We start from the raw sequence: 24828 nt of genomic DNA on the forward strand, positions 1-24828 counted from the left end.
GCAGGTCAACGCAGAATCGAGTGCTTCCACCTCCGCGAGCACTGAATCGGCAAGCACTGAAGCTTCTGTAACTCCCACTGCTACTCCTTCGCCCACCCCGACCGGTCCGTCTGGCTCCGAAATCGAACTGATTTACGCGAGCATGGACGTGAACCGCAACTCGCAGGAAGCCGCTGAGGCAACCGATAAAGCTGCGCACGCCGCATTGGAGCAGCATTTCCGTCTTTGGAATGCCTGGAGGCACGGGGATATCGAACACACCAGCGATGAGGAGCTGGTCCGGTACGTACATAAAGACGTGCTCGAAAGCGTGAAGAAGACTGTGGAGAATTTTTATGAGCTCTCTCAGGAAGCTCCCGCGAACGGCGATATTATCTTCCGTGATGCTAAGACAAAAGAGATTTACGGAAGCATCAAGGATGACGGGTCACGCGTATACAATACCGGCGTGGTTATCACCTACTGTGAAGACTGGAGTGATCTTCGCCGGGTAGATGGTGAGAAAGTTGATTCACCTCTGCAGACGCGAGAAATCACTTTTATTCGTCGCGCAGAGGATGGTGCGTTCGTTATTGCCAAGATGCGAACCGTACATAAAGGTTGCGACAACCAAGCAAACGCTACGAGCGAGGCGATCGCATCCGCTCAAAGCGAGTAGCTAATACTGCACGAGGCGCATACCGGGCACGCAGGGCGGGGGCTCCGTCCTCAAGGCGCTCAGCGCCGCAGAGGGGGCACTCCCCCGCCCGCGTTGTCCGGTGAAGCCTCGAACGTTAACCCTACCCACGGGCTCCAGTGCACCTCCCGACATATCTCAGCCGGTACCACCGAACCCAGCGAGCGCATCCGTACCCAATACGGACCCCACGCAGAACCGCACCAACCGAAGAAGCGTAGACACAGAAAACCCCCGCCGTCCTGTAGCGAACTACAGCACGGCGGGGGTTTCACGTACGCTCCCCTGCGGGCGCATCCTCAACAGCAGCAAGCAACCAACCAGCTACGGGCTGGCGGGCAGGCCGCGGCGGGACGTCTTACGCGAGCAGGGTCGGCTTCACCTGACGGAGCTTATCCAGCAGACCGTTCACGAACTTCGGAGATTCATTCGTGGACAGCACACGCGCCAGACCGACAGCCTCAGAAATTGCGACAGCATCCGGAACTTCGTCATTGTACAGAAGCTCCCAAGTGCCAATACGCAGCACGGCACGGTCCACGGCGGGCATACGCTCGAAGGACCAGTCACGGGCGTAAGTCTCCACAAACTCGCGGATTTCTTCGTCGTGGTCGCGGACGCCACGAATGATTTCCTCAGAGTAAGCAGAGATCTGCGCTACCGTGTACAGTCGGCGGCGGCGGAGTACCTCAATATAATCTTCGTTGCGCTGATCGGCCTCGAAGAGCACTTCGAGGGCGCGCAATCGGGCTTTAGTACGCGAATTCATTAGTCGTTCACGCGACCGAGGTACTCACCGGTGCGGGTATCAACCTTGACCTTGGTGCCGGTCTCCAGGAACAGGGGAACCTGAATCTCGTAGCCGGTCTCAACGGTTGCGGGCTTGGTGCCGCCGGTGGAGCGGTCACCCTGCAGGCCGGGCTCGGTGTAGGTGATTTCGAGGACCACGGATGCGGGCAGCTCGATGTACAGGGGGCTACCCTCGTGCATTGCGATGGTTGCGGTCTGGGACTCGAGCATGTAGTTTGCTGCGTCGCCGACAACGGTTGCGGGAACGTTGATCTGGTCGTAGGTCTTCATGTCCATGAAGACGTAGTCGTCGCCGTCCTGGTACAGGTACTGGTAGTCGGAGCGGTCAACGGTTGCGGTTTCAATCTTAGCGCCAGCGTTGAAGGTACGGTCGACGACCTTGCCGGAGGTAACGTTGCGCAGCTTGGTGCGGACGAACGCGCCACCCTTACCGGGCTTAACGTGCTGGAACTCTACGACGGACCAGAGGTTGCCGTCAATCTTCAGGACGGCGCCGTTCTTAATATCGGTAGTGGATGCCATGGGGCTCTCCTTCGTGTCATCGACGCTCACGCCGTAGTGGTACCCGGCGAGGCGCTAAGTTTTCAATGAGCAAAAATATGTCCCGTACATTCTACAGGATGCGCACGAATTTGCCTAGCAGGGGCACCACAGTTTTTCTGTGGCACCCCGCCCGGCTGGCGCGTATTAGCAAACACGCGCCGGGTGCATCCGGTGAATGTACGGGACCCGTCACTTACTCGGTAATCTCCTGGTAGGTCATGTACAGGATCGAGTCGTCCGGCACCTCGTAGACGCGCGGGCGAGCCAGACCGTCAAGAATGATGAAGCGCAGCAGGTTGCCGCGTGCCTTCTTGTCGCGGCGCATTGCTTCGAGCAGCTGGGGCCATGCGTCTGCCTTGTAGGAGGTGGGCAGGCCCAGGGATTCGAGGATGCGGCGGGTGCGTGCCACGAGTTCTTCGTCGGCGTGGCCGGTTGCCAGCGCCAGTTCGGCGGCGTAGACCATGCCAACGGACACTGCCGCGCCGTGACGCCACTGGTAACGCTCGTTGCGTTCGATGGCGTGGGCGAGGGTGTGGCCGTAGTTCAGGATTTCGCGGCGGCCGGATTCGCGCAGGTCCTCGGAGACGACCTCCGCCTTCACGCGCACACTGCGTTCAATGAGTTCACGCATCACGGCGGACTGCGAGTCGCGTACGGCGTTCGGGTTCGCCTCAATCAGGTCGAGAATTTCGGGGTCTGCGATGAAGCCGCACTTGACGACCTCACCCATGCCGGTCAGTAGCTCATGCTCGGGCAGGGTGCGCAGGGTGCCGATTTCGCAGAGCACTGCGGCGGGCGGCCAGAACGCGCCGACCAGGTTCTTACCCTCGGCGGTGTTGATGCCGGTCTTACCGCCCACGGCAGCGTCCACCATGCCGAGCAGGGTGGTCGGAATGTGAATAACGCGCACGCCGCGCAGCCAGGTTGCCGCGACGAAGCCGGCAACGTCGGTAATGGCGCCGCCGCCCACGGAGATGATCGCGTCGGTGCGGGTGAAGTCGTTCTGACCGAGCACCTGCCAGCAGAACGCCGCCACCTGGTAGTGCTTTGCCTCCTCAGCGTCTGGGATTTCGGCGCTGAACGATTCGTAGCCCATGGCGCGCAGGTCTTCCATGACCAGCTCACCGGTGGAACGCAGGGCACGCGGGTGAATCACGAGCACCTTCTTGGTGCGGTTGCCCAGAATTTCGGGGATTTTACCGAGCAGGTTGTGGCCGATGAGAACCTCATAGTTCTCACGCGGGGAGCTGCCGGTCACCGGGATGCGGGTGATATCTTCCGCGCCGGAGGCACCGAAAGTGGGGGTGGGCTGAGTGCTCATCGTGTGTCCTTTCACAGGTGAGGGGTTATGCTTGGGGGCGCTGCGCGCGGGAGGCGCGGGTTGCGGTCACGTACGCCTGGATTTCGGCGGTCATCTCGGTGATGGGGCGGCCGCCTCGTGCGTCCAGGGTGAAGTGCGCCAGCTCTTCGTATCGGCTGCGGCGACGCTCAAAAATGTCGGTCCACCGCTCCACCGGGTTCGGTTGCAGCAGCGGGCGGGTCTTATTGCCGGTAATGCGCGGGGTGACGGTCTCGGCGTCAACCAGGATGTACACCACACACTCGTCCTTGAGCAGCTCCGCGACCGAGTCGGTCATGGGCGCGCCACCGCCCAGGGAGAACACCGTGTTGCGGTACACGGGCGAGGTGAGGACCTCTTCGATGGTTTTGCGTTCGAGCTCGCGGAAATACGCCTCACCGAAGATCTCGAAGATTTCGGAGACTTCGCCGTAGCGTTCCACGATGAGCTGGTCGGCGTCGAGGAACTCGTAGCCGTAGAAACGCGCCAGGTGCGTACCAATGTAGGTCTTACCTGCCGCCATGGGGCCAATGAGCACGATGGGGCGAGAGCGTTCCGCAAAGTTCTCGTGCATTTCACGCACCTGCTGCGGGTGGATGCGAGCACCGGCGGACTCGTCTTCTGCGAGCGCCTCTGCGGGGACGGTGAGCTCTGCAGGGACGGTGAGCTCTGCGGGTGCCACAGATTCAGCCGGGGTTGCGGGCAGCTCGGAAGCGTCGAGGGGTTTCTCCCCCGCCTGGTTCTCTTCTTCCGCGGGGGGCGCGGCAGGTTCGGTGGGCGCGGCAACCTGAACCTTGCCGAACAGCGCCGGAGTCGGACGAACCGGCTTGGCGGGTTCAGCCGCAGGCACAGCTACAGGGGCTGCGGGAACAGAAGCGCTCTCCCCCGCCGCAGGCTGAGCCTGCTTTACAGGCGCCGGCTTGGGCGCGGCAGGTTTCGGTGCAGCCGGTTTTGGAGCTGCAGGCATAGGCGCAGTCGGCTTGGGCGCTTCCGCCTTCGCGGGCTCCTTGCCGGGTTCCTCTTCGGCGGTGCCCATGCCCTGCAGGGCGCTGAGCAGCTTCAGGCGCAGGTCCTCGTCCAGGCCGAGCGCCGGGTCGGCGTCCTCAGATACCGAGGAGGCGTACAGGCGCACACCCTGCGTGCTCGCCGTAGCGGCGGCGGGCAGGGGACGGGCGCCAGAACGCATCAGGTCAGCGGGGGTGGGCACGCGAGAAGCCGGGCGCACAGAAGAAACTGACGCGGAAGAAACCGATGCGTCAGCCTCATGCGCAGCCGTCTCACGAACCCCAGTGCCCGCAGCCTCAACAGCCTGCTCAGCCGCAGCAGATACACCGGATTCTGCGCCGGGTTCCGGGCGCGGCGAAGCGCCCCCTCGCGCACGCTGCGTCGCCGCAGCAATACGCGCAAGGGGGCTCGAAGCGACCGGGCGAACACCCTGCTCCACAGAAACCTCCCCGGAACCGCGACCCTTCGCGCCGCGGCCCTCAGACTCCGCCGGAAGGGGCACTACGCGTCCCAACCAGCCACGTTAGACTCCCACGCCAGAGACGCCGGAATAGCGTCCAGGTAGGAATCCATGTTGCGGCGAGTCTCACCAATCGAGTCGCCGCCGAACTTCTCCAGTGCCGCCTCAGCGAGCACCAGGGCGACCATAGCCTCCGCCACCACGCCGGCGGCGGGAACGGCACACACGTCCGAACGCTGGTGGTGGGCGCGAGCCTCTTCACCGGTGGAAGTGTCAATGGTCTTCAGAGCCTTCGGCACGGTCGCAATGGGCTTCATTGCCGCGCGCACGCGCAGCAGGTCACCAATGCTCATGCCGCCCTCAATACCACCTGCACGGTTGGTATCGCGGGTAACGCCGTGTTCACCAATGGAAATCTCGTCGTGAGCGGCAGTGCCCGGGCGGTCAGCGGTCGCGAAACCGTCGCCAACCTCAACGCCCTTAATCGCCTGAATACCCATCAGAGCTGCGGCAAGGCGTGCGTCCAGGCGGCGGTCCCAGTGCACGTACGAACCCAGTCCGGGAGGCATACCGTACGCGAGCACCTCAACCACGCCGCCGAGAGTCTCGCCGTCCTTGTGCGCCTCATCCACGCGCTGAACCATCGCGTCGGAGGTTGCCTTATCGAAGCAGCGCAGCGGGTCAGCGTCCAGCTGCTCAACGTTGCGAGGCGAAGGCACCGGGGCACCCTCGGGGGCGTGCACGCCACCCACAGCCACGGTGTGAGAAACCAGCTCAACACCCAGAGCCTTCAAAATCTGCGCGGCAACCACGCCAAGAGCCACACGGGTCGCAGTCTCACGTGCGGAGGCGCGCTCCAGCACCGGGCGAGCCTCAGAGAAGTTGTACTTCTGCATGCCGGTAAAGTCAGCGTGGCCGGGGCGCGGACGAGTCAGCGCAGCGTTACGCGCACGACCCTCAATCAGCTTCGGATCCACCGGGTCGGAGCTCATCACGTCAGTCCACTTGGGCCACTCGGTGTTCGCAATCTCAATCGCAACCGGGCCGCCCTGAGTCAGGCCGTGACGCACACCGCCCAGGATGCGCACGCGGTCCTCCTCGAACTTCATGCGGGCACCGCGGCCGTAGCCGAGGCGGCGGCGAGCCAGGGCGTCACGCACCATGTCGCTGGTGAGTTCCACACCGGCGGGTACGCCCTCAATAATGCCGACGAGCGCCTCGCCGTGGGATTCTCCGGCAGTGAGCCAACGCAGAGCCATAGGTTAACCTCTTTTCATCGCACCCGCACCGAAGCGCAGGAGGAAGGAATAATAATTCTTCACGTGTATAAATAGTGTATAAAATGCCCGTTTACTGAGCGAGTGAAAGTACGCTTTTTTCACGAAACGGAAGCGCGAGGCGCAAGATCAACCGCCGCGCACATCGCATTGATTAGACCCAGCAGTTCGGCGGGCTGCAGTTCACGGCCGGTAAAGAGCAGAACCTGCTCCACCGCCTGATACAGCAGCATCTCCAGACCAGAAACCACCGTGCCGCCGTTAGCCTCCCAAGCGCTCGCCAGCACCGAAGGCCACGGGTTATACGCAACATCGAGCAGTACCGGCTGGTGTGTCGCGGAGGCGCCCTTCAGCCCGCTCAGCTGGCTCGCCCACTCATCCGCCGCATGCGCCGGAAGCGTAGAAATCACCGGGTGATGACCGCGCTCAGCAAGATTCTGCGGCATCTCGGCTAGGGAAATCTGCTCCAGCTGAACGCCCAGGCGGTCCGCCGCCTCCTGCACGCTACCGAGCTTATGCAACGAACGGGCGTACACGCTCACGCGGCGGTACCCCAACGCGTGCAACGCCGCCAAAGCAGAAATAGCGGTCGCTCCCCCGCCCACAATCGCGGCAGAATCCTTAAGCGGTTCCGGCTCCAAACCGGCGTGGCGCAGCGCGTTCACAATGCCGATCACGTCCGTGTTATCGCCCAGCACCTTCTCACCGCGCGGATACACCGTGTTCACCGCGCCGGTCACGAGGGCAGTCTCACTCAGCTCATCGCAATACTTGATGACCGCGGTCTTCAACGGCATCGTCACCGACAGACCCGCAATATACGGGGCGTCCTCCGTACCGTCCGGGTGGCGCACACCGTGCATAATCGCCGGCAAATCATCGGGCAGAGTATCGCGGCGATTATAACCCAAATTCTGCTCACCCAAAAAGTCATACGCGGCACGATGCAGTGCAGGCGACAGCGAATGCGCAATCGGGTGCCCCAGCACGTAGGCGCGGCGAAGATACGGGGCCTCACGGTACGGTTCAGTCTTCATCGATAGATACTCTTTCGCTCTCAACGCTTGGGGCTTGCGGACACGCACGCCACGAACCCGCGGTCATAGGCGCACTCTACCCATTTTAAGGGACAAACCAATATTCGGGTACAGCAAAGGCGGGCACCTCCCCCACTCTCGTGGAGGCGGTACCCGCCTCAGCAAGGAACCTTCAGTCCAAAGCTACTAAATCGTAGCTACCAGCTAAACCGATTAGCTACAACTTAGCTACAGCGGTTCGGGTGCTTAGAACACCACTGGTTGTACTCTTCAACGTAACGCTGGTGCTCAGCGTAAGTACGGGAGTACTTAGTCTCACCGGAATCCAGGTCCACAGTCACCCAGTAGTAGTACGGGTTCTTCTCAGGAGCCGCAGCAGCCTTAATCGAAGCCAGCTGTGGGGAACCAATCGGACCCTTCGGAAGACCCTTATTCGCATAAGTGTTGTACTTATTGCTCTTATCGGCCTTCTGCTCTTCAGTCAGGTGGTACGAGCGGACACCCAGACCGTAGGTCACGGTCGCATCCGACTGAATCAGGCCGGAGGTCTCACCGTCGGGGTTGTTCAGGCGGTTCTCAATGATGCCTGCAACCGCCACGTAGTCCTTCGGCTGAGCCTCAAGCTCCACGATGGAGGCGATGGTCAGAACCTCGAAGGTCTTCTGGTCGCCGCTCACGCCGGCTTCCTTCAGGTCAGCCTTGGTCTTATCAACCATGGTCTGAATGACCTTCTTGATGTCGGTGTCCTTCGGGAAGCGGTACTCACCCGGGTGCAACCAACCCTCAATCGAGGGGAAGTTGCTCGGCACACCGTACTGGGTGTAGTTGCTGACCGCGTCCTCAACCTGCTTGCGGGTGAACGCGCCATCGGAGCCAGAAACAATCAGATCGATGGTCTCGCTCACGCGCTTACCCTGCGGAATCGCCAGGTACAGAACGTTGCTGTTCGCATCAATAATGGTCGTAATCGCGCTCGAGCTGCTCATGTGCTGCTGCAGTTCATAGGTGCCAGGCTGCAAGTACTTACCCTTGCTCTCCTTGGTGTACACCTCAAGGAACTTATCAGCATCAGCAATGACGCCCGCCGCCTCAAGCTCCTGCGCCACCTGCGCGGTGGACTGGCCGGAACGAATCGTGAAGGTCACGGTCGTACCATTGCCGCCACCCGAGTAGTCACGAGTCTTGAACGGGTCGTAGCGAGTAATTAGGGCACCAGAAATGATGACCAGAGCCACGACAAACAAGGAAATTGCGCTCAGCATGATGGCGCGGCGGCGGCGCTTACGCGCACGCAACGTAGCCACCGACACGATTTCCTGTTCCATCGTGATGCCGGTGATGCCCTTACGTTCATCCTCGGCTGTCGGCCTAAAGAGGTCGAGCCCGCTCTCTTCGGGATGTTTATTCTGTTCGGTCACTGAAGGTTCTCCGTTTCGTTGACGGCACCGACCGTGGTCCCTTCTGACTCGGACGGTCGGTTTTCTTCGTGGGCCGGATCGCTCACCTTGTACCCGGCTACGGACTGCCCCGCCTTGAGGGCATCCAGGCTGTACTGCAAAATGTTCACAGCCGCCACCTGGTCAACCATAGTCTTGAAATCTCGGCTGGAAACCCCAGCCTCGTGCAGTGCACGGTGAGCGCTCACGGTGGTGAGTCGCTCATCCACCAGCCAAATGTTAATGTGTGTCTTCTCTTCGGCATCCAGCTCGGAGCGCAGAGCCTGAGCGTACTCCCGAGCCATTTCCGTGGAGGGAGAATCCCCACCACGCATGGTCTTCGGAAGCCCGACGAAAACCTCCACCACCTCATTCACCTCAATCAGCTTACGCAAAACACGGCGGTCAGAGTTCTTCTTCGCGTCGCGGCGTAGCGTCTTGAGCGGGGTGGCGAGAATACCGTCGGGGTCGCTGAGGGCGGTGCCGACGCGGGCGTTACCCACATCGACACCCATCCGCACTCCGCGCTGGAATTCTGCCATGTTTAGGCCTGAGCCTGTGCGATAGCGTCGCGGACAGCGTCCAGTGCAGCACCAATCTTGGATGCGTCCTGGCCACCACCCTGAGCGATGTCGTCCTTACCGCCGCCACCGCCGCCGAGAACACCGGCAGCGACGCGGACCAGAGCGCCAGCCTTCACGCCAGCCTCGCGAGCACCCTCGTTGGTTGCCACCAGGACGACGGGGCGGCCATTAGCCACACCCACCACGGCAACAACAGCGGCCTCGGAGCCGAAGCGCGAACGCAGATCCAGAGCCAGCTCACGAACACCGTTAGCGTCCAGTTCGCCAGCGTCATGCGCCAGAACGCGAACAGAACCGATGGTCTGTGCGTTCTCCAGCAGCTTGCCAGCCTCAGCCTGCAGCTTCTCGCGGCGCAGCTGAGCCAGTTCCTTCTCAGCAGCCTTCAGCTTAGCCAGAGTCTGGTTAATCTTCTCCGGCAGATCAGCGGAGGACTGAACCTTCATCAGGCCGGTCAGCTGGTTCACCAGGGTACGCTCAGCAGCCAGGTGGTTGAAGGAATCCAGGCCCACCAGAGCCTCAACACGGCGGTTGCCGGAGCCAACAGAGCCCTCGGTCAGCAGGGTCAGGGAGCCAATCTCAGCGGACGAACCAACGTGGGTACCACCGCACAGCTCGCGGGAGAACTCGCCGCCGATTTCAACAACACGCACCACGTCGCCGTACTTCTCGCCGAAGAGGCTCATAGCGCCCAGAGCCTTAGCCTCAGCCAGCGGCATCTCACGGGTAATCACCTCGTGGTTATCGCGGATCGCGAGGTTAGCAACCTCTTCAACCTCACGCTTAGCGGACTCGGACAGGCCCTCGCCCCACGCGAAGTCGAAGCGCAGGTAGCCTTCCTTGTTGAAAGAGCCACGCTGAGTAGCCTCGTTGCCGAGCACCTGGTGCAGGGCAGCGTGAATGATGTGGGTACCGGAGTGTGCCTTCTCACCGTCGCGGCGGCGCTGAACATCAACCTGTGCCACAACATCGGAACCGGTGTGAACCTCACCCTCACGCACAACGGCGCGGTGAACGCTCAGGCCCTTCACGGGCTGCTGAACGTCCTGAACGTCAATGATGAAGCCGTTGCCGGTAATAACACCGGTATCAGCAGCCTGGCCACCAGCCTCCGCGTAGAACGGGGTCTCGTCCAGGACAACCTCAATCTTGTCGCCAGCCTTAGCGGCGGGCACGGAAACGCCGTCCACCAGGATTGCACGCAGCTTAGTCTCAGTACGCAGCTCGGTGTAACCGGTGAAGATGGAGCCGCGCTCGTCCACGAGCTTACGCAGCTCAGACAGGTCAGCAAACGCACCCTTCTTCGCCTTAGCGTCAGCCTGCGCACGGTGACGCTGCTCAGCCATCAGCTCACGGAAAGCCTTCTCGTCAACCTTCACGCCAGCCTCAGCAGCCATCTCCAGGGTCAGGTCAATCGGGAAGCCGTAGGTGTCGTGCAGAGCAAACGCCTCAGCACCAGAAACAGCGTTAGAGCCGTCCTTCTTAGCCGCAGCTACAGCCTCTTCCAGACGCTCAGTACCGGTCTCAATGGTGTGCAGGAACGCCTTCTCCTCAGCGTACGCAATACGGGAAATACGCTCGAAGTCGTCAGCAACGTACGGGAACGCACCCTTCATCGCGTCACGCGAAGCCGGGAACAGCACGGGCAGGCAGGGCTCAGTAACGCCCAGCAGACGCATCGCACGAATCGCACGGCGCATCAGACGGCGCAGAATGTAGCCGCGACCCTCGTTGGAGGGGGTCACGCCATCAGCAATCAGCATCAGCGAGGAACGGATGTGGTCAGCCACCACGCGCATACGCACGTCATCCTCGTAGCCCTCATCCTCAGCGGACTCAGAGCCGTGGTACTTCTTACCGGATAGCTTAGAAGCAGCGTCCAGAACGGGGCGAACCTGGTCGGTCTCGTAGAAGTTCTCAACACCCTGCAGCAGCATGGCAAGACGCTCAACGCCCAGACCGGTATCGATGTTCTTCTTCGGCAGATCACCCAGAATCTCGAAGTCATCCTTACCGATGCCCTCGCCACGCTGGTACTGCATGAACACGAGGTTCCAAATCTCAATGTAACGGTCGTCGTCAGCCGCCGGGCCGCCTTCCTTACCGTACGCGGGGCCACGGTCGTAGAAAATCTCCGAGTCGGGACCTGCGGGGCCGGGCTGACCGGTGGACCAGTAGTTTTCCTTCATGCCCATACGCTGAATACGCTCAGCCGGGAAGCCCACCTTGTTGTGCCAAATGTCGAAGGCCTCATCGTCACCCTCATAAATGGTGACCCACAGGCGCTCCGGATCCAGACCGAAACCGCCCTTATCCTGAGGGGTGGTCAGCAGCTCGTAAGCGAAAGGAATCGCCTTCTCCTTGAAGTAATCACCAAAGGAGAAGTTACCAGCCATCTGGAAGAAGGTACCGTGACGCGCAGTCTTACCGACCTCTTCAATATCCAGGGTGCGGATGCACTTCTGCACGCTGGTCGCGCGGGAGAACGGAGGGGTCTCACGGCCCAGGAAGTAGGGAATGAACGGCACCATACCGGCGATGGTGAACATAGCGCCGGGCTCGTTCGAAATCAGCGATGCCGAAGGCACCACAGTATGGCCGCGGGAAGCGAAGAAATCGATCCAACGCTTAGAAATCTCCTGTGAGAGCATCTCGTTCCTTAGAGTAATCTGTGCGAAATTCTAAATTAGTCTACTGACCTATGGTGCCTGTCCGAGAGCAAAATGGCTAATCGAGCCACCCTCGTACCGTGGTTAACGGACAAAAACACCACCTTTAAAAACCTAGTTGAAGAAGCCGTCGCCTAGCTGACGGTCACGCGCAATACGCTGCTCACGCGCTCGCTTCTGAGCCTCTTCCAAGGAGGCAATCTCAGCCTCCACCTCAATGAGTTCACGCTCAGCCAGGCGGCGGTTCGTGGATTCAATCTCAGCCGAGCTCATCTGGCGGTCCCATGTATCCAGGGAGCCAGGACGCAGATCCTGCTTCTGGCGCTCCACCTTAGCGTTGAGCTCCATCTCCTTCTCCTGCATGCCCTCACGCACGCGGGCGGCGAACTCAACAGCACGCAACGCATACGGCTGCAGGGGCTTGCCAATCGGCGAATCGAAGAACTTTCCCATCTGAGACTCCGGGTTGAGGGCAAGCTCACCGTGCTCACGCATGAGCAGGGCGCTGCCGGGGGTACGCTGAGCAGGTTCGGAGGCAGCACGCCTGGAAGCGAAGTAACCAACCGCCGCGCCGGCGCCGAGCAGAAGAGCTGAACGAAGCAGACCCATTAGTTCTCACCGCCTGCAGAGTAAGAGGACTGAGCCGAACCGTACTGGCCGCCAGCGTGGGTGTTGCCGGTGTTACCAGCGGTGCCGTGCGCATCGCCGGACTTACCGCCGCGGAACGCCTGACGCACACCGTACGAGAAGGACGCAACCTTAATCAGCGGCTGACCCACAGTCGAGGTCACCAGCGAGGACAGCGCAGAAACGTTCGCGGACGCATCCGAAACATTCGAGGTGATGTCGTCAACCTTCTCCAGCTGCTCATTGGTGGTCACCACAGTGCGGGTCACCTCTTCAATGAGAGGGCCGGTGCTCTGGTTCAGCGAACGAATCGTCACGATAAGCTCATCAAACACCTTAGTCAGGCGAATAATGGGTAGCGCAAGAAGTGCCACCAGAATCGCAAAAACTCCTGCTGCAATCAGGCCCGCAATATCTCCGCCGGTCATCTATAACCCCATTCCGCTCAATGCATGATGCTTATCAATAGTCGTACAAGGCTGGACGCCACCGTGGCGCGCAGCCGGATCGTGCATACAGTTCAGGACTATATACACAGCTCAATCCCCTATTTTAGTCGAAAAATCCTTCAAGCGCCCCCTAAACTCTCATGAAACTCCCAGCGACGGAAGATTCACAGGTTCAGCGGCACCACTGCCCTGTAGTGTATATACCCCAAAAACCCGCGCGTTAAACGGGAACAACCCGCCCCCACCGAACGGTGCAGGACGGGTTGCTTCTCGAAAAATCGAGATTATGCCAGACGCGAGTAGTACTCAACGACCAGCTGCTCGTCGCAGATCACGGGGATCTCTTCGCGCTTGGGCTTGCGCTCAAGCTTTGCGTGCAGCTTCTCGATCTCAACGTTCAGGTATGCGGGAACCTCGGGCAGAACTGCCTGGTGCTCGCCTGCAGCCGCAGCCTGGAAGGGGGTGGTCTTCTCAGCCTTGGGGTGAACGTGGATCAGCTGGCCGGGCTTGACGTGGAACGAGGGGCGGTCCACGCGAACGCCGTCAACCATGATGTGACGGTGAACAACCATCTGACGTGCCTGTGCAATGGTGCGGGCGAAGCCTGCACGCAGAACCAGAGCGTCGAGGCGGGTCTCGAGCAGCTCGACCATGTTCTTACCGGTCTGGCCCTCGGTACGCTTTGCCTCGAGGTATGCGCGGCGCATCTGTGCCTCGCGGATGTTGTACTGAGCGCGCAGACGCTGCTTTTCCTTCAGCTGGGTAGCGTAGTTGGAGTCAGCCTTCTTGCGGGCACGGCCGTGCTGGCCGGGGCCGTAAGGACGACGCTCGAGGTACTTTTCTGCCTTCGGGGTCAGTGCAATGCCCAGGGCACGGGACTGACGCACGGTACGGCGGGTGCGGTTGTGCTTAGCCACAATCTACCTTTCTATGTGAGGCTCCTGCACCCTCACGGGTGGGGCCTCGGTCTGTTGAATACTGGCCTCCTCGGTTGACCCCGCCGGAATCCGTACGCGACCGGTTCGGTCGTTGCTGTACGGCGGTGGGGCGGAGAGCTCGGGGCAGAGTACCCCGCAGCTACATTACTGACGCTCGCACAAATGCGGGCATAGTAATTGCCAGACCCGTCAAGCTTACCGGATGCACCCGGGCTTTACCAGCCTTTTGGGAAATCTTTGGTTCAAATCACTGTGCGTGTGGGTTTTTGATACTTACCCACACGACCCCACAGGGATTATTTATGCCCGTCAAAGCTCTTTAGGTGCGACTTCTCCGAAAAATCGCGGCGCCGAGATGTTGGATTGTAATCATTTCGTTATTTTTAACCTGTGAATCTATGGGAATAGCTTGAATCAGTCCCCCATATCGCCTAGACTAGAAACCATAACAAGCTTGGCGTCCGCCCTTCCGGGAAGGCCGATAGTCAAGACGTCTATCACAACTCAAAACTCTGACGCGGTGCGCAGTACTACCGAGGTACTACGCACCGCTTTCTGTTTGCACTCAGTCCTATACGGCTGCCTTCCTGCCGAGGCGCGCCACTCCCCCGGTGGTCAGCACTCAAAGTAGTAGACGGCTCGATGGGAACCACGTAAGCTAACGGGTCGTATCCTGCACCGGAGCCGCATCAAAAATACGGCGAATACGCTCACGACGCTCCGTCAACGTACGCTCAAAACCATGCTGCGTCGGCTCGTAGTAGACCGTGCCGCGCAGGGTATCCGGCAGGTACTGCTGCGCCGCCACATGACCGGGCGCATCATGGGCATAAATGTACCCCTCACCGTGGCCAAACTGCTTAGCCCCCGCATAATGACCATCACGCAGATGCACCGGAACCTGGCCCGAAGCACCCGCACGCACATCCGCAATCGCACGGTTAATCGCGTTATACGCGGCGTTCGACTTCGGCGCGAGCGCACAATAAATCACCGCCTGCGAGAGGATAATGCGAGCCTCCGGCATGCCCACCAGCGCCACCGACTGCGCCGCAGCCGTCGCCACCTGCAGCGCCTGCGGATCAGCCAGACCAATATCCTCACTCGCCAAAATCATGATGCGACGAGCCACAAAACGCGGATCCTCGCCGCCCTCTAGCATGCGCGCCAGGTAGTGCACCGCGGCGTCCGCATCAGAGCCGCGCATGGACTTAATGAACGCACTCACCACGTCATAATGCTGATCGCCCGAACGGTCGTAGCGGATCGCGGCGCGGTCCACCGCCTCCGTAGCGTGCGCCAGGGTGATGCGCACGGGCGCGGCAGGTTCCGGGTCCTTCTCCCCCGCCGGGTCTGCCGAATTTGCCGGGTCTGCCGAGTTTGCTGAGCCTGCCGAATCTTCGGCGGAGGCGGCAGAATCTACCGAAGCCTGTTCAGCCTCGCTAAACGCAATCGCAGCCGCCGCCTCCAAGGACGTCAGGGAGCGGCGAGCGTCGCCTCCAGAAACCGCGGCGAGGTGGGCGCGCGCATCCGCGTCAATGACCGCCGCACCGTCAAAACCGCGCGGGTCAGCCAGCGCACGGTCAATCAGATGCTCAATATCGGACTGCTCCAGCAAATGAACCCGCAGTAGCAGCGAGCGTGACAGCAGCGGCGAAATAATGCTGAACGACGGGTTTTCCGTCGTAGCCGCCACCAGAATCACCCAGCGGTTCTCCACGCCGGGCAGGAGCGCATCCTGCTGAGCCTTCGTGAAACGGTGAATCTCGTCGAGGAACAGCACGGTGGTCGTGCCGTACATGTCGCGGTCGAGCAGCGCCTGATCCATGACCGCGCGCACATCCTTCACGCCCGCAGTAATCGCCGAAAGCTCCACGAACTTACGGCCCGGCGCGCGCGCAATCACATGTGCCAGGGTGGTCTTACCCGTACCCGGAGGGCCGTACAGAATCACCGAGGACGGGCCAGCCGGGCCGGCGTTCTCCCCCGCCAACACGCGCAGAGGCGCACCCGGAGTCAGCAGATGCTCCTGGCCGAGGACCTCATCAATCGTGCGCGGACGCATGCGCACCGCCAACGGCGCGCGGGACGCCGAACGGGCAGAGCGCGCACGCGACGCAGAGGGGCGCGAGGAGGCGGGCTCCTCAGCGGGCGCACCAATCAGGCTCACGCGGTCCCCGTCGTCGGGCAGCTCAAGGTCAAAGAGGGAATCAGCCATAGTCTTACTCTATCGTTTCACAATCTGGAGGCGGGTACGGGGTGTGGGTATACAGCTGCGGATTTAGCTCGCGGCGTGAAGCCGCATGGGTTTTCGATGGGGTTTCGATAGGTTAGTGTCTTCGCCGCGGGTTCATAACCCAGGGGTTGGGTTTATACCCCCGGGACGATTCGCTCGCCGATTGAGATGCCAACCCTAGAGGGTCTCACTGTCGAGAATCAGGGTCACCGGGCCGTCATTGACCAGCTCCACCTGCATATCCGCACCGAACACGCCCGTCTCAACGTGCAGGCCGTGGCCGCGCAGCGCCTGAACGTAGTCGTTGAACAGCGGCTCGCTCACCGGGCCCGGGGCCGCGGCAGACCAGGAGGGGCGGCGGCCCTTCTTCGCATCCCCGTAGAGGGTGAACTGGCTGACCGCCAGCACGGGCGCGCCCTCATCCAGCAGGGACTTCTCCCCCTCCAGCAGGCGCAGGTTCGCGGTCTTATCGGCAAGCTTCGCAATCTGCGCCGCGCCGTCGCCGTGGGTGATGCCGACCAGCACCAGGTAGCCGGGCCGGTCAATCACGCCGACCGTCTCGCCGTTCACGCGCACCGCCGCGCGGGTTACGCGCTGAATAACTACTCGCATCGTTCACCTTTCATCATGGAGCCGGCTTTCGCCTGGCTCGCGCATCTCTTTCGATACCATCCGCGGCGGTCGGTTTAGAAGGAGCCGCAGTTCTAGAGGCAGCCGCCTCAGAGCCCGCCGCGCAGCTGCACGGCACGCAAAAACTGGTTCGCCGCCCGCGGGGTACGGAACTCAATAAAACGCTTCTGCAGATGCTGCCCGCGAGCCTCCGCCAGCAGCTGGCCCACGTGCGGGTAACTCCTCCACGTGTACCGAATCATGTTGTCCGGGTCCCGCAGAATATCTTTCAGCGGCGGTTCCACGTTATCAGCCCACAGCCTCTGACCCGTCACCGCGCGGCGCACCGTCCGGCGAACCACGCGCCACATGACCACCGCGCGGCTATAGCGCAGGTAAATCACCACGTCCGCGCGCTCCAGCAGACGGCCACGCGCCTGCGGATACTGCCACTCCGTAATCCACGCGGGCCGCTCGATGAGCGCCTGAACGTCCGCCTCAAAACTAGGGCGCGGAGTCCAGTTCGGACCCCAGTGCAGCGAGTCCATCTCCGTATGCGGAATGTCCAGGAGGCGCCCCAACCGCGCCGCAAACGTCGTCTTACCGCTACCGCTCGGGCCGGCAATCAGGATGCGCATGCTCCCCCCTTGGATAGTTCACAAATCGGCACGCACGCCAGTTGATACAAAAGGTGGGCTGCGACCCTGCACAGCAGAATACACAGCCCACCCTCAACGGCGACCCCGGCAAGACCCGAGCCTCACAGCTCGGAGCTCAAGACTCAATGCCCCGTCGGGTAATCGCCGCACAGCCCCGCACCCCACGCGGGGCGCAAGACCAAAGACTGGAGAAGATTACTCCTCGTCCTTCTTCTTCGGCTTGAAGTCCACGCCGGCTTCCTTACGCTGCTCCGGGGTAATCGGAGCGGGTGCGGCGGTCAGCGGATCGTAGCCGTTACCGGTCTTCGGGAACGCAATAACCTCGCGGATTGAATCAACGCCAGCCAGCAGAGACACAACACGGTCCCAACCGAACGCAATACCACCCATGGGCGGTGCGCCGTACTTGAACGCATCCAGCAGGAAGCCGAACTTCTCCTGAGCCTCTTCCTCACCAATGCCCATCACGCCAAACACGCGTTCCTGCACGTCGCGGCGGTGAATACGAATCGAACCGCCGCCAATCTCGTTACCGTTGCAGACAATGTCGTAGGCGTAGGCCAGAGCCGAACCCGGGTCGGTGTCGAAGGTGTCCATGAACTCGGGCTTCGGGGAGGTGAACGCGTGGTGCACGGCGGTCCATGCGGAGTGGCCCAGAGCCACGTCACCGGACTCAGTAGCCTCAGCAGCAGACTCGAACATGGGGGCGTCAACAACCCATACGAAGGACCACTCGTCGTCCTTAATCAGGCCGGTGCGGTGACCAATCTCAACGCGGGCAGCACCCAGCAGCGCGCGGGAAGCCTTAGCCTCACCAGCAGCGAAGAAGATGCAGTCACCGGGCTTCGCGCCGGTAGCCTCAGCCAGGCCAGCACGCTCAGCGTCAGTAATGTTCTTAGCCACCGGACCGGTCAGCTCACCGTCCTCCTGAATGAGAACGTAAGCCAGGCCCTTAGCGCCGCGCTGCTTAGCCCACTCCTGCCAAGCGTCCAGGGTACGGCGAGGCTGGGAAGCACCACCGGGCATCACAACAGCACCCACGTAAGGAGCCTTGAACACGCGGAAAGTGGTGTCCTTGAAGTACTCGGTCAGCTCAGTCAGCTCCAGGCCGAAACGCAGGTCAGGCTTGTCCGTACCATACTTCTCCATCGCATCCTTGTAGGTCATGCGCTGAATCGGGCGGGGAACCTTCACATCAATCAGGTTCCACACAGCCTCAACGATGCGCTCGCCCAGCTCAATGATGTCTTCCTGATCAACGAACGAAGCCTCAATGTCCAGCTGAGTGAACTCAGGCTGACGGTCCGCACGGAAATCCTCGTCACGGTAGCAGCGAGCAATCTGGTAGTACTTCTCAATACCGCCCACCTGCAGCAGCTGCTTGAACAGCTGCGGGGACTGCGGCAGAGCATACCAAGAACCCGGAGCCAGACGAGCCGGCACCAGGAAGTCGCGTGCACCCTCGGGGGTGGAACGGGTCAGGGTCGGGGTCTCAACCTCAATGTAGCCGTCCTCGGCCAGCAGGTTGCGTGCCGCACGGTTCGCGTCCGAACGCAGGCGCATGATGCGGGCCGGCTCCGGGCGGCGAAGGTCCAGGTAGCGGTAGCGCAGGCGCGCCTCCTCACCCACCTCAACGTGCTCGTCAATCTGGAAAGGTAGCGGAGCGGCAGTGTTCAGCACCTCAACGGCGGACACCTCAACCTCAATCTCGCCGGTCGCCAGGTTCGGGTTCTCGTTACCCTCCGGGCGCTTAGTCACCAGACCGGTCACACGCAGCACATACTCGTTGCGCAGGTGCTCAAAATCAGCCTCATTGTGGAAAACACACTGGGTGACACCCTCACGGTCACGCAGGTCAACGAAAGCGACACCACCGTGGTCGCGGCGGCGAGCCACCCAACCGGTCAGGGTAACAGTCTCTCCAATATTTGCGGCGGTCAGCTCGCCGTTGGTGTGAGTGCGAAGCACAGACATTCCTTTCATAGCGGGCACCTCACGACTATAGACAGTAGCCGGGTACACGCGGTTGATGATATGCGCACACTGCGTGCGCCTCATATATTGTATCCCCTCCGGGCAGGTCGATGGCGGGTCGGGGCAAGTCAGGCACCAGAAAATGGGGTGCGGAGGCGGGGTGAGGAGACGGGCAGCGGTTTTTGATGATGAGTTACGGATTTCAGTCATGACTTAGTGACTCTGGTACGGGTTAAAGACCCCCGCCAAAGTCACTAAGTCATTACCCAAATCAAGAACCCACATCTGCAACCTGTGGACAAACACTCATTCTGCAAAACCGACTAAGTTATCCACAGATTTTGGGTTAGCCCTGTAACTTTGGCTCAAAACTGTCAGGCTTATGCCATGAACGCTATAACCTCTCTGACATCACATGTCTCAGACCCAAATGCTCCCATCAAGATGTCTGGAATTCCACGTATCGCGGAGCTGTACCCTCTCGTGCACACCCCAGCCACACTTCGCATGAAAGGAATAGGCCCGCGCCGCCTCCGTAATCTCATAGCCGGAGGAACCCTGCAACGCATTCGACGAGGAGCCTACATTTACAACCACAACGCAAATCAACTCAACTCCGACGACCGGCTCCGCGTGCGATGCATCGCCGCCGACCTCGTGGGGTTTCAGGGAGTATTTTCACACGAATCAGCTGCGGTGCTGTGGGGCCTTGACCTGCTGACCGTTCCACAGATGCTGGACGCGTACAGCCGCAGTCACTGCGCCACGGACCGGGAACGGATTCACCGACATAAAACCGCCATTACCCCTGAGGAAGCCACCAGGTTGCCGGGCACATCCATCATGGTTACAACGGTGGCTCGCACGTTGCAGGATTGCGCTCGCACTATACCCTTTCGGGAGGCGGTAATCCTCGCCGACTCCATCATGCGGCGAGGGTTATTAGAACCCCGCGAGGTAACCGAGATTCTACTGAACCTCACCGGGTACGGCGGCTCCGCTGGGCCTCTCCTGGCGCAGGCGGTGGATGCATCCAGCGAGTCGGCTGGTGAAAGCCTCACCCGGTGCCTACTCATGGAACACAGGCTACCCCTGCCCGTAACGCAGTACCCAATCTCGTGCGAGGGCCGTAACTATCGGATGGACTTCGCCTGGCCCGAGGCGCGGGTCATTCTCGAGTTCGACGGCGAACAGAAATACGTGGACCACCCCGGCAGAGACCGGCGTGAGGCAGCCCGCGACCGTGCCCTAACCCGCGCCGGCTGGACGGTCGTGCACCTCACGTGGGCAGACATCTTTAACAAGGAGCTAGAGGTCGTGACCCATTTACGGAATCTACTTCTGAAATAAGCCGGGGTTGGCAGCCGAAGACCAAGGAGCCGGGCGGAGGTGTTCCGTGCGAGGTTGCAGTTTTTCGGTCATGAGTTACGGATTTCAGTCATGACTTAGTGACTCTGGTACGGGTTAAAGACCCCCGCCAAAGTCACTAAGTCATTACCCAAATCAAGAACCCACGGCTGAAGACACTAAGCCATGGCACAAATTCGCAGGACCAAAAGATGACGACAAAAAGACCCGCCTGGCAGGGAGGTCAACATCCTCCCCACCAGGCGGGTACACGTCCATATGCAGGCTTGCAGTGGCCAAATACTCCAGCAGCCAGATATTACGGTATGACAGGTACTTACAGGCCCTCAGCACGCACAATCTGAACGTGCAGGTCCTCAGCCGGCGGCATCCACGAAGCCGGATCAGCAGCAACCTGCTCACCCGAACGGATATCCTTCACCTCGTGAACCGGGGCACCCGACTCATCCGAGGAAATGAACCACACGAACGGAATGCCGCGCTTCTCCGCGTACTTAATCTGCTTACCGAACTTCGCCGCATTCGCAGACACCTCGCAGGCAATACCGCGGGCACGCAGTGCATCCGCAACATCATTCGCGGTGGACCAGCCCTCATCGTTCGTCAGGGCCACGAACACGGCCGAAGGCACCTTGCGGCTCGCCTGCGCGAAGCCCTGCGAGAGGATGCGAGCCACCACGCGGGTCACGCCAATGGACAGGCCAACGCCAGGGTAGGTCTTCTTACCGTTCGAGGCCAGCGACTCGTAGCGACCACCCGAGCAAATCGAACCCAGCGACTCGTGGCCGACCAGCACGGTCTCGTACACGGTGCCGGTGTAGTAGTCCAGACCGCGAGCAATCGACAGGTCAGCCAGCACCTTACCCGGCGCACGGCGGGACGCCTCCTCAATGACCTCGGCCAGCTCGGCCAGGCCCTGATCCAGCAGCTCGTGCTCCACCGAATACTTGGCGGCCAGCTCACGCACCTGCTCCACGAAGGATGCATCCTCGGTACGGATCTGGGCCAGCTCCAGGGCGGCCGCGGCAGCCTCCGCGCTCGCACCGGCCTCGGACTGAAGCTCCTCGGCCACACGCTCGGGACCAATCTTCTCCAGCTTGTCGATGGAGCGCAGCACGGCCGCGGTGTCGGTCAGGCCCAGGCCCAGGTAGAAGCCCTCGGCCAGCTTGCGGTTATTCACGCGCAGCTTGAAGTCGGGAATCGGCAGCTTCGACAGCGCATCGACAACGACCAGCGCGAGGGTCACGTCGTAACGGAACGGCAGCTCGCCGTCGCCAACCACGTCAATATCTGCCTGGGTGAACTCGCGGGCGCGGCCCTCCTGCGGGCGCTCGCCACGCCAGACCTTCTGAATCTGGTAACGCGAGAACGGGAAGTTCAGGTAGCCGGCGTTCTCCACCACGTAGCGGGCAAACGGCACGGTCAGGTCAAAGTGCAGGGCCAGCTTCTCCTTGGCCTTCGCGGAGTCGTCCTCCTGCAGGCGCGAGATGGCGTACACTTCCTTGTCGATTTCGCCCTTGCGCAGCAGCTGCTCGATGGTCTCTACCGAACGAGTCTCAATCGGGGAAAAACCGTGCAGCTCAAAAGTCTCACGCAGGGTGTCGAGAACGTGGTTCTCAACCAGTCGTTCAGCCGGAAGATACTCGGGGAAACCAGACAGCGACGCCTTGCGAGCCATGCGCTCTACTCCTTGATAAAGAACTCGACAACAAAACCCCGGCGCTCTACGGTGCCGGGCATATCTATCATCATACCAACACCCGCACGCACGGCGGGGGCTCGCACGCGGACAGAGTGAACCGCTCGTCCCCATGCCAACACTCGCGAGCGGCGCGCCTGAACGTGACGACGACGATTAGGAGTCGAAGCGATGCACCGGGATGGTACTACCTGGGTGATTGCCGGTGTGAGTGGTGCCGGCGGCGGCCCTCCGCAGGGGCCAGTTGGTTGATTCAAGCCGAAGCACCCGCGGGCACGCGTAGCGACGGCGGCTCGCATGCGCGGCAACGGAGGCAACGTAGGTAGCGGCTCAACGGAATAGCCGGAGCCCACATGCGCGGCGGCGGGCGGTTCGCCACGAACACAACACGACCGGACACTACTCACGCGAGGCCCGTACCGGCTATGCTTAGGAGGTGCACACGCACAACCCAACGGGTGCCCCGCGGAATGTCGCGGCCCACGCCTCGGCGAGGCGGCGCGCAGGCGCTCCCCGCATCCGGCACCCCCGAGTGAAAGAGTTATAGCGGTGACTACCAAATCCGACGACACTGTAAACCTCGAGAAGGCCCGCCAGTTCGGTCGCGTCTCCGAGGACGGCCACGTCTTCGTCATTGTCGATGGCGAAGAGTACGCCGTAGGTCAGCTGCCCGGCGCATCCGAAGATGAAGCGCTCAGCTACTTCGCCCGTAAGTTTGAAAACGTTGAGGCGCAGGTCGCCCTGCTCGAGTCGCGCCTGGCCAATAACGCCCCCGCCGCGGATCTGCAGAAGGGCATCGCCTCCATCGGCTCGCAGATTGGCGTGCGCAACATGGTCGGCGACTACTCCGGCCTGCAGAAGCGCCTCGTCTCCCTCGCTGAGCAGATCGCCGAACTTGGCGAGAAGCAGCAGCAGGCCCGCACCGAGAACCGTGAACGTGCCCTGGCCGTGCGTGAAGAGATTGTGGCCGAGGCCGAGCAGATTGCCGGCCAGGACCCCGACCAGATTCACTGGAAGAACTCGCATACCCGCATGAACGAGCTGTTCGAGGCGTGGAAGAAGGCTCAGCGTGAGATTCACCTGGCCAAGAGCGTGGAGGACGAGCTGTGGAAGCGTTTCCGCGCCGCCCGCACCACCTTCGATCGCAACCGCCGCGCGCACTTCTCCCAGCTGGACGACCGCAACGCACGCATCAAGCGCGCGAAGGAAGAGCTGATTGCTCGCGCCGAGGAGCTGTCCACCTCGACCGATTGGTCTGAGACCTCCCGCGCGTACGGTGAGCTGATGCGCGCCTGGAAGCAGGTTCCGCGCGGTCACCGCCGTGAGGACGACAAGCTGTGGGCTCGTTTCCGTGCCGCTCAGGACGTGTTCTTCAACGCCCGCCACGAGGCTGAGGCCGCGCAGGATGCCGTCTACGCCGAGAACCTGAAGGTCAAGGAGGCACTGCTGGAGGAGGCCCGCGCGCTCCTGCCCGTTGAGGATATTGAGGCAGCGAAGGCCGCCTTCGAGAAGATTCTGGATCGCTGGGATGCGGCTGGCCGCGTGCCCCGCAACGACCTGCGCCGCGTAGACGGCGAGCTGCGCCGTATTCAGGATGAGATCAACGGCGCCGAAGAGGCCAAGTGGAAGCGCAACGACCCCGCCAAGGCGGCACGCGCGAACTCCCTGCTCGCACAGATCGAGGACTCCCTCGCCGAACTGGAGGCAGAGCTCGTCGCAGCTGAGAAGGGCGGCGACTCCAAGAAGATCGCCAAGGCCAAAGAAGCTCTGGAGGCGCGCCGCGCCTGGGCAGCAACCCTGCAGGGCTTCGGTAGCTAGGGTCTAGCCGACGGGTGCCCGGGGCGCTGGCTGTTGGATGCTAGTGCTCCGGGCTTCTGCATGTCTGCGGGGATTATATTCGCGCCCCCACCCTATGCAGATGGAGGGCGCACAGGGTTCATGGATTTTCGATAGGTTAGTGTCTTCACCGCAGGTTAAAGACCCACCGCGAAGACACTAACCTATCGAAAACCTCTGTCTAAAAAGCAGGCGGTCCCGGATGTGCCAGGTGGGCGGGAAGCTGTTAGTGGTTTAGCTTTTTCGGTAATGGGTTAGTGACTTCAGGCTGGGGTTTTAACCATTACCAAAGACGCTAAGTCATGACCGAAATCGCTAAGTCATTACCGAATTTCCGCCCCCGCTGAATTAGCCCAAACGAAACAGGCAGCCCCGGATGCACACGCATCCGGGGCCGCCTGCTGCAGTTATCTATATGTTGAGTTAGAACTGGTTTACATGTCGGGCCAGTCGCGGTGCAACGAATACTCCGAATCCCCCACACCGCTATCGTCCAGGTGCCAGCGCTGGCCGGTACGCACATCTGCCTTACGCAACTTGGGGTTCGGGTTATCCTTCTTACCCATCGTCGGGTCGTTCTTGCAGCCCCAACGAGTGTCG

At 61.2% G+C, this 24828-nt stretch carries 20 protein-coding genes; 3 read left to right on the top strand and 17 right to left on the bottom strand.

Annotated elements, in window-relative coordinates; all coding sequences use genetic code 11:
• On the top strand, positions 1–658 hold a 658-nt coding region (locus HMPREF2971_RS04770; RefSeq protein ID WP_168165828.1), incomplete at its 5' end, for a hypothetical protein.
• A gap of 376 nt (positions 659–1034) precedes the next feature.
• Here the strand turns inward: HMPREF2971_RS04770 and nusB are convergent.
• The 16 genes from nusB to aspS all read right to left on the bottom strand — a co-directional run bounded on the left by nusB (position 1035) and on the right by aspS (position 19319).
• Entirely contained in the window at positions 1035–1445 is a 411-nt protein-coding gene (nusB, locus tag HMPREF2971_RS04775; protein WP_005505934.1) for a transcription antitermination factor NusB, read from the bottom strand.
• Positions 1445–2008: an elongation factor P gene (gene efp, locus HMPREF2971_RS04780; RefSeq protein ID WP_005505932.1), complete on the bottom strand. Its 564-nt coding sequence runs from the start codon at positions 2006–2008 to the stop codon at positions 1445–1447. Before efp ends, nusB begins: the two co-directional genes overlap by 1 nt.
• A gap of 214 nt (positions 2009–2222) precedes the next feature.
• Positions 2223–3350 (bottom strand): 3-dehydroquinate synthase, encoded by a 1128-nt coding sequence (gene aroB / locus HMPREF2971_RS04785; protein WP_005505930.1) that lies wholly within the window; start codon positions 3348–3350, stop codon positions 2223–2225.
• 25 nt (positions 3351–3375) lie between these two features.
• Positions 3376–4875: a shikimate kinase gene (locus HMPREF2971_RS04790; RefSeq protein WP_070691648.1), complete on the bottom strand. Its 1500-nt coding sequence runs from the start codon at positions 4873–4875 to the stop codon at positions 3376–3378.
• Complete coding sequence (gene aroC, locus HMPREF2971_RS04795) at positions 4875–6092, bottom strand: chorismate synthase (RefSeq protein ID WP_005505927.1); 1218 nt, start codon at positions 6090–6092, stop codon at positions 4875–4877. Before aroC ends, HMPREF2971_RS04790 begins: the two co-directional genes overlap by 1 nt.
• A 119-nt stretch (positions 6093–6211) precedes the next feature.
• Entirely contained in the window at positions 6212–7147 is a 936-nt protein-coding gene (locus tag HMPREF2971_RS04800; RefSeq protein WP_070691650.1) for a shikimate dehydrogenase, read from the bottom strand.
• 224 nt (positions 7148–7371) lie between these two features.
• The gene (gene mltG / locus HMPREF2971_RS04805) at positions 7372–8565 is read right to left on the bottom strand and encodes an endolytic transglycosylase MltG (protein WP_012903483.1); all 1194 of its coding nucleotides are present in this window, start codon (positions 8563–8565) and stop codon (positions 7372–7374) included.
• Entirely contained in the window at positions 8562–9125 is a 564-nt protein-coding gene (ruvX, locus tag HMPREF2971_RS04810; RefSeq protein WP_012903482.1) for a Holliday junction resolvase RuvX, read from the bottom strand. The genes mltG and ruvX overlap by 4 nt, the downstream gene beginning before the upstream one ends.
• A 2-nt stretch (positions 9126–9127) precedes the next feature.
• Positions 9128–11815: an alanine--tRNA ligase gene (gene alaS / locus HMPREF2971_RS04815; protein ID WP_070691652.1), complete on the bottom strand. Its 2688-nt coding sequence runs from the start codon at positions 11813–11815 to the stop codon at positions 9128–9130.
• Between the two features lie 132 nt (positions 11816–11947).
• The gene (locus HMPREF2971_RS04820; protein WP_005508736.1) at positions 11948–12442 is read right to left on the bottom strand and encodes a hypothetical protein; all 495 of its coding nucleotides are present in this window, start codon (positions 12440–12442) and stop codon (positions 11948–11950) included.
• The gene (locus HMPREF2971_RS04825) at positions 12442–12888 is read right to left on the bottom strand and encodes a DUF948 domain-containing protein (RefSeq protein WP_005505916.1); all 447 of its coding nucleotides are present in this window, start codon (positions 12886–12888) and stop codon (positions 12442–12444) included. The genes HMPREF2971_RS04820 and HMPREF2971_RS04825 overlap by 1 nt, the downstream gene beginning before the upstream one ends.
• 305 nt (positions 12889–13193) lie before the next feature.
• Complete coding sequence (gene rpsD, locus HMPREF2971_RS04830; protein WP_005505914.1) at positions 13194–13826, bottom strand: 30S ribosomal protein S4; 633 nt, start codon at positions 13824–13826, stop codon at positions 13194–13196.
• 679 nt (positions 13827–14505) lie between these two features.
• Complete coding sequence (locus tag HMPREF2971_RS04835) at positions 14506–16065, bottom strand: replication-associated recombination protein A (protein ID WP_070691655.1); 1560 nt, start codon at positions 16063–16065, stop codon at positions 14506–14508.
• 195 nt (positions 16066–16260) lie between these two features.
• Positions 16261–16695, bottom strand: coding sequence for a D-aminoacyl-tRNA deacylase (dtd, locus tag HMPREF2971_RS04840; protein ID WP_070691657.1), 435 nt, complete (start codon positions 16693–16695; stop codon positions 16261–16263).
• 107 nt (positions 16696–16802) lie between these two features.
• Entirely contained in the window at positions 16803–17330 is a 528-nt protein-coding gene (locus tag HMPREF2971_RS04845) for a P-loop NTPase family protein (protein WP_070691659.1), read from the bottom strand.
• A 216-nt stretch (positions 17331–17546) separates the two neighbouring features.
• Positions 17547–19319, bottom strand: a complete 1773-nt coding sequence (gene aspS / locus HMPREF2971_RS04850) for an aspartate--tRNA ligase (RefSeq protein WP_070691661.1) — start codon at positions 19317–19319, stop codon at positions 17547–17549.
• A 393-nt stretch (positions 19320–19712) separates the two neighbouring features.
• Between aspS and HMPREF2971_RS04855 the strand changes: the two genes are divergently transcribed.
• Complete coding sequence (locus HMPREF2971_RS04855) at positions 19713–20675, top strand: DUF559 domain-containing protein (RefSeq protein ID WP_070691663.1); 963 nt, start codon at positions 19713–19715, stop codon at positions 20673–20675.
• 334 nt (positions 20676–21009) lie between these two features.
• Here the strand turns inward: HMPREF2971_RS04855 and hisS are convergent, their stop codons facing one another.
• Positions 21010–22371: a histidine--tRNA ligase gene (hisS, locus tag HMPREF2971_RS04860; RefSeq protein ID WP_070691665.1), complete on the bottom strand. Its 1362-nt coding sequence runs from the start codon at positions 22369–22371 to the stop codon at positions 21010–21012.
• A 570-nt stretch (positions 22372–22941) separates the two neighbouring features.
• Between hisS and HMPREF2971_RS04865 the strand changes: the two genes are divergently transcribed.
• Positions 22942–24210, top strand: coding sequence for a DUF349 domain-containing protein (locus HMPREF2971_RS04865; RefSeq protein ID WP_070691667.1), 1269 nt, complete (start codon positions 22942–22944; stop codon positions 24208–24210).
• Positions 24211–24828: the final 618 nt, after the last annotated feature.

Origin of the sequence: Rothia sp. HMSC066G07, assembly GCF_001814485.1 — a bacterium.
In the GTDB taxonomy this organism is placed as follows: Bacteria; Actinomycetota; Actinomycetes; order Actinomycetales; family Micrococcaceae; genus Rothia.